This is a genomic window from Terriglobus albidus (assembly GCF_008000815.1).
In the GTDB taxonomy this organism is placed as follows: domain Bacteria; phylum Acidobacteriota; class Terriglobia; order Terriglobales; family Acidobacteriaceae; genus Terriglobus; species Terriglobus albidus_A.
Map to the genome: position 1 here is coordinate 5211785 of NZ_CP042806.1, position 13679 is coordinate 5225463.

The window sequence follows — 13679 nt, forward strand, 5'->3', positions numbered from 1 at the left end:
AGGAGCACTGCATGAAGCATGTCACCTGGGCCATTCTCTTCCTCACACCGGTTGCAATTGCATTGCAGGGCTCCGGCGGGGGAGCAAAAGACGGACAGCAGGTCTTTCGGCTGAACGGCGGTGACGTGAGCTATGTCGTTGGAATCAACGATAAGGGCCAACTGCAGACGGTCTACTGGGGAAAGCGGCTTCCGGACTCACAGGAGTTCCAGGCGCCAAAGCAAGGGCGAGAAGTAGCTTCATTCGATATGTCCTTGAACACGACTCCGCAGGAGTTCGCAGGCTGGGGCGGGGGACTCTATGTCGAACCCGATCTGAAGATCACCTTTCCTGACGGGAACCGCGACCTTGTTCTGAAATATGTCTCGCATACGGCGACGGCCGACGAACTGGACGTCGTGATGAAGGACATCTCACGTGAGGTCTATGTGAAGGTGCAATATCACATGGATTCCTCGACAGGCGTCGTGCGCCGTTCAGCCGAGATCTCGAACCGCACCGGCGCACCGCTCACCATCGAACAGGTCGCAAGCGGAACCTACAATCTGCCCCGCGGCACCGACTATCAGCTGCACTACGTCACCGGCCGCTGGGCTGCGGAATGGAATCTGCAACAGCAGCCGATTCATGGCGGCAAGACGGTTTTGGAGAGCCGCCGGGGAACGACCGGAGCGCAGAATAATCCGTGGGTCATGATCGATCGCACTGGAGATCATGACCAGGATCACGGAGACGTATGGTTCGCAGCACTCGGCTGGAGCGGATCGTGGCAGATTGCCGTGGAACAGGATCCTGCCAAAGAAACGCGCGTGACCGGCGGACCGAATGCCTTCGATTCCTCCTACTACCTGAAAAATGGGGAGACATTCCAGACGCCGTACTTTTACGGCGGCTTCTCCAGTAACGGCACCGGCGGCGCATCGCGTCTGCTGCATCGTTTCGAAGTCGATTCTCTGCTGCCGCATGCGCCGCATCCCAAGCTGCGCCCCGTTTTGTATAACTCCTGGGAGGCCACTACCTTCAATGTGGACGAAGCCGGGCAGATGGCGCTCGCCGAAAAGGCCGCCGGCATTGGGATAGAGCGCTTCGTCATGGACGACGGCTGGTTCGGGGAACGTGTCAACGACCATGCCGGACTCGGAGACTGGTATGTCAATTCGAAGAAGTTCCCTCACGGCCTGAAACCTCTGATCGACAAGGTGCATTCTCTGAAGATGGACTTCGGCCTGTGGGTCGAACCCGAGATGGTGAATCCAGACAGCGATCTCTATCGGAAGCATCCGGACTGGGTTTTGAACTTTACCAACCGCCCCCGTACCGAGGGCCGCAATCAGCTTGTGCTCAATCTGGCCCGGCCCGACGTGCACGACTATGTCCTTGGCTTTCTGGACAAGCTTCTCAACGAGAACGATATTGCGTTTCTGAAGTGGGACTATAACCGCAACTGGTCGGAGCCGGGCTGGCCGGCTGTTCCGGTCGAACAACAAAAAAATGTATACGTAGACTTTATTCGCAACTACTACGACATTTTGCAGAAGCTGCGGCAGAAACATCCCGGAGTTGAGATTGAAAGCTGCTCCGGCGGCGGCGGCCGCGTCGATCTTGGTGTGATGCATCTGACGGATGAGGTCTGGACCTCCGACAACACCGACGCGTACGACCGGCTCTTCCTGCAGGAGGGGTTCAGCTATGCCTACACACCCGCAGTGATGATGGCCTGGGTCACGGATTCGCCCACGTGGGTGAATCAGCGTTCTCTTTCGCTGGAGTATCGTTTCCTCTCCTCCATGCAGGGTTCTCTTGGGATCGGAGCCAACCTCAACAAGTGGACTCCGGAGGACTTTACGACCGCGCAGAAGATGGTTGCGGCCTATAAAACCGTTCGCCAGACGGTGCAGCAGGGTGATCTGTATCGCCTGATGTCTCCTCGTGAGGGAGAGCAGACCGTGACCGAGAGCGTCTCCCGCGATGGGAAACAGGCGGCGGTCTTCGCGTTCCTGCATTCAAGTACGCAAATGTATCCCTTCCCTCGGCTGTATCTGCGGGGTCTCGATGAGAATGCGATGTATGAATTGCATAGCGTCGCCGGCAAGGTGAATGAAGACACTCCGGTCAAGGCGACAGGAGCATATTGGATGCATCACGGCGTCGATCTGGCACTTCGGGGTGATTTTCAAGGGGCGATGTTTACGCTTGAACGGCAGTGAGTGGTTGCTGAAGGTATCGCGACAGCTTCAGTGTGGCTTTGAATTGGGTGCCCCATCCATCGCATCGCGATAGGTGGGGTGTTCGAACGTACCTCAGCGGCTAAAGCCGCGTTTCTTGCCGACCGGTGTGGCACGGCTGAAAGCCGTGCCCTTAAGCAAGACATTCGCGCATTGCGCGAACGAAGAAGCAAGCTCTTGGCTTGCCTCTCTTGTTTTGCTTCTTAGTTTTGCTTAAGGGCATGGCTTTAGCCATGCCGTATTCGGGCTGGAAAACATGCGGCTTTAGCCGCTGAGGTACAGTGTTACCTACTTTGCGGCCCTACCACCACAAAATATTCATCAGAATGGTGGAGGCGAACAGGATGACCGCGAGAACGCAGAGCATCCGGTTTCCTGGGATCAGGTCTTCGCGTTGCCAGCGGAGTGTTGCATGCTGCTGGGCAGCATCCGGCGTCACAGACGGGCTTGAGAGCCAGCCTACGACCATCGCGATCGTAAACGCATAAATGGAGGCATAGAAATTCGCCGACATCGTGCTTCCGTAGTGCAGCCACCCGCGCATAACAGCGATGGAATGCAGCGAGGAGAGGATGGACCCGGCAAAGAAACCGATCATCGCGCCGCGTTCCGAAGTTCTGCGAGAGAAGATACCCAGAAGGAAAACCGCCCAGAACGGCGCGGCAAAGACCGAAAAGATCAGTTGCACGTGCTCCATCAGGTTGGCGAAGAGGAAGTTGAGATACGACGCAAACAGACTGACGATGACTGCAAAGATTACGGCTACCCGTCCCATCGTCAGGTAGTGCCGGTCAGACTTTCCGGGCCGAAGCACGTGATGGTAGATATCTTCGGTCCACAACGCGGCAAATGCCGAAACGTTCGACGCCAGCCCCGACATCAGACTGGCAGCGAGCGCCGTGATTCCCAGGTCAGTCAGCCACCGGCCGTAGAGCAAGGTCATCAGGGATGGCAGCGCCCGGTCATAGCGGTTCAGGTTCGGCACCAGACCGTAGGCAACCAGGCCCGGCACGATCACGATCATGGAGAAGATGTGTTTGCCGAAACCCGCCCATAGCGGCACCTGCCTGGCCTCAAGTTCTGTGCGGGCCGTGAAGGCACGCTGCATGAGCACAAAGTCGGTGCACCAGTATCCGAAGCTGAGGACGAGGCCAAGGCCGACAACAACACCGAGCACATCCATGGGAGCGTGCGGAGCAACCAGCGGCAGACCACGCCAGAGATGCACACGGTTACCGAGAGCCCACGCGGGAAGCGTTCCGAAGCGGCGTGCGCTGAGGATCGCCAGCGGAAGCAGGCCGGCGACGATGACGGCAAGCTGAAAGATCTCGTTATAGATGGTGGCTCGAATTCCGCCGAGCAACACATAGATCGTCAGCGCGACAGAGCAAAGCGCGATGCCGTATTCGAACGGAAGCGACATGGTCGCTGCCAGAACCTGGGCGACAGCGTACTGGCTGATGCCGGCCAGAAGCAGGAGCATGATCGCGGTGATGCATGCGTTAATAAGGCGCATGCGCGGGCCATAGCGGAGCAGAAGATATCCCGGCACACTGGTGATGTTGTTTCGCCGGTAGATCGGCATCATCCAGAGCGCGAGAAAGATCATGGCCGGGATGGCGCCCACCCAGTAGAAATGAAGCGCCTGCGCTCCATATTGAGCCGCCATGGCGCTAAGTCCAACAATCTCAAGAGCGCCGCAGTTGGTCGCGATGTAGGCAGTGACCACCGCCCACAGAGGCATGACGTGGGTCGCATTCAGATATTCGCCGACGGAGACATTCCGCCGTTTCGAAAACCATCCGATGAGCATCGTGACGATGAGATAGGCAGCAAAGAAGGCGAGATCGGCACCCAGGGGCCTTCCGGATTGCATGCTCAACGCTTGCTCTTTTTCTTCGGCGCACTCTTCGGTCTCGCGGTACTTTCGCGGACGATCAGTTGTGTGGGGACGGAGAACTCAGCACCGATTCGCTCGAGATTCTGTTTCGTATAGTTCATTGCCTGCAGACAGGCTGTCGCAAGCCGCTTGCGCGGAATGCGGATAGTGGTAAGAGGCGGCTGCACGACTTCACTCAGAAAAAGATCATCGACACCGACGATCGAAAGATCTCGTGGCACAACACCGCCGAGACGATGGATGCCAAGCGCGGCTCCCAGAGCCGTGAGGTCGTTCGCGGTAATGATCGCCGTTGGAGGAGCAGGCATCTTCATCAACGACATAACTGCAGCTTCACCACCCGTGACCTGATAGTTCCCCCGCCGTGTCAGTCCTGGATAAAAGACCAGGCCGGCGCCGCGTATTGCCTGTTCGAACGCATTGGCCCGTACTTCCGAAGTATGAGGGCCTTTTGTGCCCCCAATGTACCCAATCCGTTTATGTCCAAGGGATTTCAGATGTAGCACGGCTTCGACGAATCCGCGCTCGTAGTCGATGGAGACGTCGCTGCAGCCGACCTGTACCGACCGGCGGTCCACGGTGACCAGCGGGATCTGGCGCAGAAGCAATGGTTCTACCGCACCGGTATCAAACTCAGAGGAGACCAGGACAGCGCCGTCAACCTGCCGCATCAGCATGCGCCGGACAGATTTCACCAGTTTGTCTGAGGTTTGCACGCTGATGGGCAGCACTTCGTGATCGATGTCGATGAGCAGATCTTCGAAGGCGCCTACAAACTCGCCGAAGAACGGGTTTTGAAGATCCGGGAGGACCAATCCATATGTTCGACTGCGGCCATACTTCAACATCGCCGCACTGGGATTGGGAATGAATCCGGCTTCGCTGACGACGTCTCGGACTTTTTTAGCTGTGTCCTCACGGACGAGGGAGGAACCACTCAAGACACGCGAGACCGTGGCACAAGACACGCCTGCGCGCCGAGCAATCTCGCGCATATTCACAGGTCCCAAAATACCCACCGTTACCCGTTCCTAGACAGGGCCCATTTCTCTACATCCGGACTTGTCGCACAGGCACTTCTGGCGATCAATCAGGGCTTGAAATAGCTAGTTTTTATACGATATCATCGGGCACAAAGTTTCATTTCGCAGCGGAAATATCTGTATTAAATCAATGAAGTACGATGCTTCATTCCAGGCGGTTTCAGCTTCACGACGTGCTTTCCTACGCGGCGCTGTCGGGATGGTTTCGGCAACTTCGTTCAGCAGCAGCCTGGCACTGACCGGTTCTGCTTTGCGCCCTACCGATAAGACGATCGTCGTAACCTTCGGTGGTGGCGCGCGCGATGAGGAGACCTTCGCGGAAGAGGGCCAGGCGAATATCCCCAACCTGCTGCATACGCTGCTGCCTCAGGGCACCTTCTTCACGCAGGTTCGGAACGCCGGCATTCTTGGTCACTATGTCGCGACGGCGAGCATCGTCACCGGTGTTTACGAACGGTTCAACAATTTCATCGCCCAGCCGCCACCGAATCCTACCCTCTTTGAGTATTTCCGCCGCGAGTTGCGGCGGCCGGAGACCGATGCATGGGTGATTGCTCCCAGCAACGGCTTCCAGAAGATTGGCAGCAGCAGTGCCCGGGGCTTCGGTCCCCAGTTCGGAGCAGGCGTCATTCTGCCCAAACGTCTGCTCAGCGCCGCTTCACGAAACACTCCCAATCTGTTCGATAACGATCAGTTACAGCATTTCCTGCAGGACAACTACGAGATGCCCTCGTATGACATCTCAGCGACCGCGCAGGATAACGAGATGCATCTGGACACGCTGGAGTCGACCTTGCGGCTCTCGGTCCAGGACTTCGTGCAGCATGCCAAAACCCTGGACAGCGCCGACGAGCTCTCCATATTCATTGCCAGACGGTTGATGGATCAGCAGGCGCCTTCGCTCATGATGTTGACCCTGCACGATATGGACGTTGCCCACTCCGGAGCGTTCTCGCTGTATATCGACGCGATTCAGCGCGCGGACCGTCTCTGCGCTGAGCTTTGGAAGGCAGTACAGTCGCATCCGGAATACAAGGACCGTACGACCGTTTACATCATGCCGGACTTTGGCCGCGATGCTGATGATGATCCGGCCGGCAATGGATTCCAGCATCACCGCACCGGCAGTGCGATGGCTCGCACGACCTGGCTGCTTGCCCTGGGACCGCATGTCCGTCAGAACACCGTCGTTGATCGCGCGATTGAGTCCATTGACCTGGTGCCGACCATCGGCTGTCACCTTGGCTTCAGCACGAACTCACCGGGCCGGTGCATTGAGGAGCTGCGATGACACCGGATCAACTGCAGCCGTCGTCGTTCGACCGCTATCCACCGCTGGCGCGCGGCTTCGCGGTGGAACACCTTGCTCTGCTGCGGCAGTTGCCGCTTACAGTCTGTCCGTCGTTCCTGGCGCAGATCGCCGATCTCGATACCCGGTTTCCCATTGAGAGAAAGACTCTGGCATGGCAATGCGATTCGCTTGCGGCTCTTCCTCAGGAAAAGCGCGATGCTCTGCTTGCTCCCTTACGTGCCATTGCAATGGCGCCGGAGCTGGAGAAGATCGACTGGGTTAACTCGCCTGCCGTCTTCGTAGAGCGTCTGAGCGCACATCTGTGGTCTACCGGACAGATCAACGGCTTCCACGATGCGTCGCGTGAACTCTTTGCCGCCATTCCGGATCAGCCGAATGAGGCCACACGCCTCGCACTGATCGTTGTCGGCCAGGGCGCGAACACGTCCCGGGCGTCGATCCTCAGCAAGCTGGCACGGAAGGGCGTCCGCCTGAACGGTGTGAACCCGTCAACCGCGCAGCAGCAATTGCTGGAAGCCTTCGCGAAACACGCCACGAAGGAAAAAGAGGCATACGCACACTGGTATGTCGACGGCGGCCAGCCATGGGTGCTGCCGGAGAGCGTGCGGGCTTCCGCTGTCCAGGTTAGTTATCCCCAACTCGCTCCTTTGCGGAAACGTGTGCTGGAGCGCATGCAATCGATCCTTAACACGAATCAGGCGAATGCCGAGAAGATGCGCAGCGATCTTGCAGCAATTGCTCCGAATGAACTGCTCAGCGGACAGGTCGCATCCGATCCTATTCTGCAGCGCTTCTATACCGAGCTGTTCACATCGGGCTCGGGCACGCAGATCTTCAGCACCTCATTCGTGCAGTGGGCCGGGCGAGAGCTTGCCCGCCGGGCACAGCCGCACACCGTGCTGCTGCGATACACACCGCGCCAGCGTCATCGCGGCTTCAACGAGATGGTGAGCGATCCGGAATCGAAGTCGCTGGATCCGGAAGGCTCGCTGGTCGATGCTGAGATGGACGCCTACTACAACTGGATCGAGATGGGCCGTATTGCAGCACCCGGCAAACTGACCGTGCTGGCATGGGTAGAGGGCAGCTCCAAGGCAGTGATGGTCAGCCCGAAGACAAAGCCCAATACGATCTCTAATCAGGCTGTCACGATCGAACAGGCTTTGGCGTCGTTCGCGGTGGTCTAGATTCAGAGCGCCTGAAAAGCGTTTATTTCCAGACGATATCGGGTGGGAGCAGCGGGCTTCAGCCCGCTGATAAAGCGCAAAAGATGATGGGCTTTAGCCCTGGGCCTTTTCCGACGATCAAGACGAAAACCCAGGGCTAAAGCCCGACGTATTATTAGGCCTAAATCAGCGGGCTGAAGCCCGCTGCTCCCACCCACCTACTGACTGCGATAGACGTTCCACTCAAAGATCGCGAGATCGGATGCAGGAGTACCTGCGGCGAAGTTCAACCGCAGATAGCGCACACGCGGCAGGCTCGGAAACTCCGTCGGTGAACCGCTTGCTCCATCTCCGGTCTGATCGACGATTGGGAACCACTTCGTTCCATCAAGAGAACCTTCCAGACGATAGCGGTAGCGCTTCCATGCGTATTCGAAGGTCACCCTTGCCGTTGTTCCTGTAATCGGCTTACTGAGGTCAAGGACAAGCCACGGAGCTTTATCATCCGCACTCGGTTGCCAGCGAGTTGCGTAGTTGTCATCAAGAACTGCGCCTTCCGCGAAGTCTTTACTTGTGGTACTGGAGGCAGTCGCCGTTACAGGAAGTTGACCGGCATCGCGCATGCTGGTGTGCAGCAGTGCTGGTCCGGTATGTGTGGGCGTCACTTTGCGCAGTATATGAGCCGCGTCATCCACGACCAGCTCATCCATGCAGAGCTGACGCAGGACAGACGCGGTCTGGAATGGCAGGCTATGACGGTGATAGACGATGTAGGTCTTGCCATTACGCTCGAAGACCGCATGGTGCCCAGGCCCGAGAATGTCATGTTCTTTGTCACTCACAAGGATCGGGCTGGTGGCGCCTTCATGGAACGGACCGAACGGATTGTCAGCGACGCTGTAGCGCACGTTGTAGGTGTCATCCGTAGTCTTGCCTTCGGAGTACATCAGGTAGTACGCGTTTCCGTGCTTGAACATAAACGGGCCTTCGAAGTAGTGCCCGGGAGTTACATCCTTCGGTTCGCCATCGAAGGTGATCATATCGGGCTTCAGACGGACGACGAAGCAGTGTCCGTTTACCCAGTTCAATCCTGATCCCCAGTACAGGTAAGCCTGGCCGTCGGTATCGACAAAGACCTCTGCGTCGATCATGTGATACCTGCGATCGAAATCCGCACGGATAAGAGGGCGGTCGCCCAGGGCGTTGCTCCAAGGTCCGAGCGGCCGATCTGCAACACCGACCCACACCTCACTGCCCACTGAGACATACATGTAGTAACGGCCATTGGGCGCATGAATCACTGACGGCGCCCACACCATGCTGTTTTTGGAGGTAGGGCTCGTCGCCGCTTCCTTAGTCGGCCAGTTCAAGGAACACGAGGACCAGTGCACGATGTCAGCAGACATCCAGCAGCTCAACGTGCGGCCGCCCCATGGATCTTCTGTCGCAAAGATATAGGTGATTCCGTTGTCCTGCAGGACCGTCGCGTCGGCGTTGTATCCCGGAATGAATGGATTTCCGTTATGAGGCGCGTTCCATTTCGTCGATAACGGCTGCTGGGCAGCGGCGAACCCGGCAAGAGTAAGGCATAACAAAAGGAGGTTCCGACGGATGCTCAATGCTTCTTCCCTGAACGCTGTTTTGCATCTGTGTTTGTCTTTGCCGGCGCTTCCTTCATCTGAGAGAGATATTGCACCAGCGTCTGGATCTCGTCGTTGGTCAAAGCCTCACCAAAGGGCGGCATCGATTGGCCGCCGTTGCGGATCTGACCTTCGATAAAAGTCTTATCCCGGCGCAGACCAACGCCACGAAGAGAAGGCGCCTTCCCTTCTGTACCTTCGAGGTGCTCGCCGTGGCAGTAGACACAGCCTTTCTGTTTCGTTAACGCCGCTCCATCGAGCGGCTGGGCGGGCTGCTGTTGCTCCTGTGCCTGGACACCGCATGCAACCGTGAGCCCGAAGAGGACAATACAGCGAAGACCTGTGAGCGAAAGACGTCTGTACACGCGTGCCCTCTAGTTCTGCGTCGCTGTAAAGTTTGTTGGAAGTGGGCCTTGGATATGATCCTGATCCGAATCGAGCTCATGCGCATGCCAGAACACACTTTCATTTGCGATCTCAGGGTGCTGGTTGAGGAAGCCAAGAGCGAAGCTATTGGCGGAGGGATCGTCCTTCTGATCATTGAAGGTCGCTGACTCCTTTGCCGCCATCTCCTTATCGCCGAGTCTGCGGTAGAGGATCGAAAGGATATAGTGTGCCGCCAGATCGTCGGGATCGATGCCCTGCACCTTCAGATACTCCTCCTTCGCCTCAGCATAGCGGTGCAGTTGATAGAGCGAGAAGCCCAGTTCGCGATGCGCATCCCGCGAGCGCGGGAAGGTGGCAATCACTTGACGGAAAAGAACAATCGCTTCTTCCAGGTCTCCGGTGTTCCGCTGCACCAACGCGAGGTAATACTGTGCCCGCGCATTTCCGGGTGAGAGTTTCAGCGCTTCATGCAGGTGATTGGCGGCGTCACTGTACCGCTGCCAGAAGAACTCCGCAATGGCCTGGTTCGTGTAGGCATCCGCATAGGTAGGCCGCAGTGCCGCAACATGCTTGAAAGCGTCGAGCGAGGCGGCATACTGCTGCGCATCCAGCAGCGCGATCCCGTAGTTATTCCAACGCATCCAGTCGGGATTCTCATTCGGAACCGGCTCTGTGCGGCCGTTCTTTCCGACCTGGATCGTGCGCGACGTAGACACGACCTCAACCACTGGCTGTGGGTAGTGATCGTTGCCGGTCTTCTTCATGCCGAAGTCCATAAAATGTTGATTGAACCGGCGATACCGCACGGTTGCCGTCAGTGTTACCGGTCCGGTGCTTGCAGCCGGCATATGGAAGGCGTAACGCACCAGTTGCGAACGGCCGGACTGGATGGTGTTGTTGTACGCAACGATCTTGTTGTTCCAGACCTGATGTTCACGGTTCTGCACTCCGTCAGGATTGATCAGGCGATTGGTGAACGAGTGCGCCCGCGGATCAAGATCGCCGTTCGGTTGCAGGAAGCCGCTTTCAAACAGCACCTTCCCGACCTTGTCCTTGACGGTGAAGTCTACCCACGACTCATAGAAGTCGCGCTGCTCCGGCACCAGAGCGTGCGCGATGCCTTTGTTCTGCAGCACTACATCCGCCGTAATCAGCTCGCCGGGCTTCACTTCGAAGCTTTGCATTCCCAGAGGCGCGGAGACATCCTTCCCGTCACTGCCATGCTCCAGTGCGAAGAGGTCGACGTTGATGTAGTTGCTGCGCAGGAACTCTACGATCTTCTTCGCCTGCTCGTCATAGCCGTAGAACTGCGGAATGATGGTATTCGCTCCCAGCCAGCGGTGCGAAGCCAGTTCCCCATTCTTCGCTCCAGGATCCGGAAGGGTGATCTTCTCGCGCACCATGTGGCAGGTCACGCAGGTGGAGACGGAGTCCTTCACATAAAACGGCAGTGGAGACTGCTTGGCAAACGAAGAATTCTGCCACTCGTCGTAGAGCGAGATCGCGCGCTGCCACTTATAGTCGTTCAGGTCACGGGGAAGAGCAGCCTTGTGGCACGCAGCGCAGAACTCTGGAGTTTTATAGAGAGGCTGCATGACCGCTGCCTTGTGACGGTCGAGATGCGTCAGAATCTCGAGATCGGAGACCTGGCGTGTGATGCGGGCTCCGCTTTCGTCCACGAGCACTGCCGGAACTGCAATGACGTAGGAACCTGTGCCGCGGGTGTCGGTCTTCTGGATGGAGTGGCAGACAGAGCAGGTGACACCATCGGCGTCAAATGGACGGCGTTTGTCAGCACCCTGCGTAAGTGTTCCGGCGACCATTGCCACGGGATCGTGGCACCCTTCGCAGTGACGTGTGTATTCCACGCCCTTTGTGTCTTTCAACATGTCCACGTTGCGCAGATACCACGGCGCTCGATTGGAGTTGGAATGTGCCGACTCACGCCACTGATGCTGAGCTTCTTTGTGGCAACGTCCACAGTACTGTGCGGTTGGGAAGTCCTTGGGGTCGATGAACTGCCCCGTATCCGTCGTCATCAGCGAAGGCAGGAAATGCTTTTCCGCGCTGAAACGGTCGTTATAGTTCGCGTTGACCTTCTCGTTGTACGCTGCGCGCTTTGCAGCAGCGGTCTCTGTCTCGGTCGCGGCTGAGACCTTGCCGCTGCTGCCGCGCAATGCAACCGCAATCCCCAACGGGAGAACGGCTGCCGCGGTCAGCAGCAGGCCAATACCTTGCGAGGAGAAAAGGCGCTGCTTCATGCTAGCCACCACCTTTCAGAGACGGTCATACGCGTACTTGTGCAGTGTGTTATCAAAACCGGGATACCTGTGTCGAGATCAATTGCAAAATCTCCGAAGTGATTGTTTCCATTGGGCATTCAGAAGGTGCCCAGACGAATTCGGACAACGGTGTTCTGGCTGCGATGGAAGTTCAGGCCACGATCGGTCTGATCGCCGTTCCACAACCGTTTCGCCTTCCACGCGCCATTAACATACTCGCCTTCTTCGGCGCTGAGGATCTGCATCCGGAGCCCGGGAAGACGATCGGGAACGTGAAACGCAACGCTGGACTCGACGCCCGTCACCAGAAATTCGTTGGGACCAAGTTGCGCGACCAGCGCTCGGCCAGAGTGGTCAGGAGTGCCGGGTGCATGACGGCCATCCTGCTGCGGAAATCCGAAGCGCACGGACGCCTTCCAGGGACCGAAGTCGAGTTCCTGCTCGGCCTGTCCGGGGAGTTCCACCGAGGTCTTCAGCTTTCCTTCAAAGTTGAGCTTCGCCAGTTCATCCGCCATCGGTCCCAGCAGAGCATAGTTCCGGGTGTGAGCCTTTGGTCCGTCATCTTTGCCGAAGGTCCAGCCGGTCTCGTCCACACCGAACGGCGAGAAACCGATGGCTCCATGGCCTAGAGCTAAGAACAGATAGGGGGCATAGCTGTCGCCGTTACCGGTCTCTGGAATCCATAACGCGTTGTCCGGACGGGCATAGGCTTCAATCACCTGCCGGTAGAAGCCCGGATCGTCGGAATAGATATCCGGGCCGATGACATCGATCGACGGCGCAAGAGCCTTCCAGAGTGGAAGCATCGCTACCGTTGGCCCGCCGGAGGGATAACCGATGCCTGGGTTGCGTACCTGGCGTTCGGGAAGCTCCCCGATGGGATAGGCCAGCCAGACGTTGCAGTACAGGGGAATATTGAATTCGTGCTTGCCGGCTGCGGCGATCTCATTGACGTAACGAGCCTGATAGTAGGCCTGGAAGGCTTCGTCCGCATCGCCGCCAAATACCTCAAACCAGGTTCCCGGTCGCTTATGCAGAGCATTGACCAGGTCAGTGGGCACAGCGCCGGCGAACTCGCGGTTTGATGCTTCAGAGAAGTCGCGCGGTGTGCCGATGTTGCCAGACTCATTTTCGACCTGCACAAAGATCACGGTGTGATCCTTGCTGTCGATCTCCGCCAGATGGTGCATCATCGCCGCAAAGGCGTGCTTGTCAGCATCGAGGTTGGTACGGGACTGCGCGGAGAGCACGTCCAGAGGTTCACCCGACCGATTGATCACCCGTGCGTACTTCTTCGGATCTTCTTTCACCCATTGCGGCACATAGTGCATGTTGCCGTTCTTCCATGTGCCGAACCAGAGAATGACCAGATGCATGTTGTGCTCGCGGCTCTGCCGCACCAGCATGTCCACGGAGGAGAAATCGAACTTGCCCGGGGTCGGCTCCATCTGTTCCCAATAGATCGGGGCTTCGATGGTGTTGGTATGCATGCGCTCCAGAGCAGGCCAGACCTGCGGCATGGTGTCAGGCCATGTGCTGGAGTTATTGATCTGCGCTCCCAGTACCAGGAACGGTTTGCCGTTTACCAGCAGGGCGTGACGTCCGTCCTGCTCAACAACCTTCGGCGCCGGGACTGCCTGTGCCTGCGGTGCGGCCTGCGGGACAAATGCCAGCGTGGCTGCAAGCGCGAGGGTCAGGCGAGTGGCAGAGATAGGCATGCGATA

Annotated in this window: 9 protein-coding genes; 3 read left to right on the plus strand and 6 right to left on the minus strand. The window is 57.7% G+C overall.

The window, feature by feature from the left end:
• Positions 1 to 11 precede the first annotated feature (11 nt).
• A complete protein-coding gene (locus FTW19_RS20975; RefSeq protein WP_147649502.1) occupies positions 12 to 2207 on the plus strand; it encodes an alpha-galactosidase in 2196 nt (731 codons plus the stop codon).
• 319 nt (positions 2208 to 2526) lie between these two features.
• On the opposite strand, the gene FTW19_RS20980 is transcribed toward FTW19_RS20975, so the two are convergent.
• Both FTW19_RS20980 and FTW19_RS20985 read right to left on the minus strand, forming a co-directional pair.
• Entirely contained in the window at positions 2527 to 4101 is a 1575-nt protein-coding gene (locus FTW19_RS20980) for a sodium:solute symporter family transporter (protein ID WP_147649503.1), read from the minus strand.
• A gap of 2 nt (positions 4102 to 4103) precedes the next feature.
• Positions 4104 to 5120 carry a LacI family DNA-binding transcriptional regulator gene (locus FTW19_RS20985; RefSeq protein ID WP_147649504.1) on the minus strand — a complete coding sequence of 339 codons (1017 nt, stop codon included), beginning with the start codon at positions 5118 to 5120 and terminating at the stop codon, positions 4104 to 4106.
• A 247-nt stretch (positions 5121 to 5367) separates the two neighbouring features.
• Here FTW19_RS20985 and FTW19_RS20990 point away from each other — a divergent pair, with 247 nt between their 5' ends.
• Both FTW19_RS20990 and FTW19_RS20995 read left to right on the plus strand, forming a co-directional pair.
• Positions 5368 to 6459, plus strand: coding sequence for a hypothetical protein (locus FTW19_RS20990; RefSeq protein WP_246153426.1), 1092 nt, complete (start codon positions 5368 to 5370; stop codon positions 6457 to 6459).
• Entirely contained in the window at positions 6456 to 7667 is a 1212-nt protein-coding gene (locus tag FTW19_RS20995; RefSeq protein ID WP_147649506.1) for a hypothetical protein, read from the plus strand. Before FTW19_RS20990 ends, FTW19_RS20995 begins: the two co-directional genes overlap by 4 nt.
• A gap of 197 nt (positions 7668 to 7864) precedes the next feature.
• Here FTW19_RS20995 and FTW19_RS21000 read toward each other — a convergent pair whose 3' ends face one another.
• The 4 genes from FTW19_RS21000 to FTW19_RS21015 all read right to left on the minus strand — a co-directional run bounded on the left by FTW19_RS21000 (position 7865) and on the right by FTW19_RS21015 (position 13673).
• Positions 7865 to 9265: a family 43 glycosylhydrolase gene (locus FTW19_RS21000; RefSeq protein ID WP_147649507.1), complete on the minus strand. Its 1401-nt coding sequence runs from the start codon at positions 9263 to 9265 to the stop codon at positions 7865 to 7867.
• Positions 9262 to 9651, minus strand: coding sequence for a c-type cytochrome (locus FTW19_RS21005; RefSeq protein ID WP_147649508.1), 390 nt, complete (start codon positions 9649 to 9651; stop codon positions 9262 to 9264). The genes FTW19_RS21000 and FTW19_RS21005 overlap by 4 nt, the downstream gene beginning before the upstream one ends.
• Positions 9652 to 9660: 9 nt before the next feature.
• Positions 9661 to 11934: a tetratricopeptide repeat protein gene (locus tag FTW19_RS21010; protein WP_147649509.1), complete on the minus strand. Its 2274-nt coding sequence runs from the start codon at positions 11932 to 11934 to the stop codon at positions 9661 to 9663.
• A 119-nt stretch (positions 11935 to 12053) separates the two neighbouring features.
• The gene (locus FTW19_RS21015) at positions 12054 to 13673 is read right to left on the minus strand and encodes a DUF5597 domain-containing protein (RefSeq protein ID WP_147649510.1); all 1620 of its coding nucleotides are present in this window, start codon (positions 13671 to 13673) and stop codon (positions 12054 to 12056) included.
• Positions 13674 to 13679: the final 6 nt, after the last annotated feature.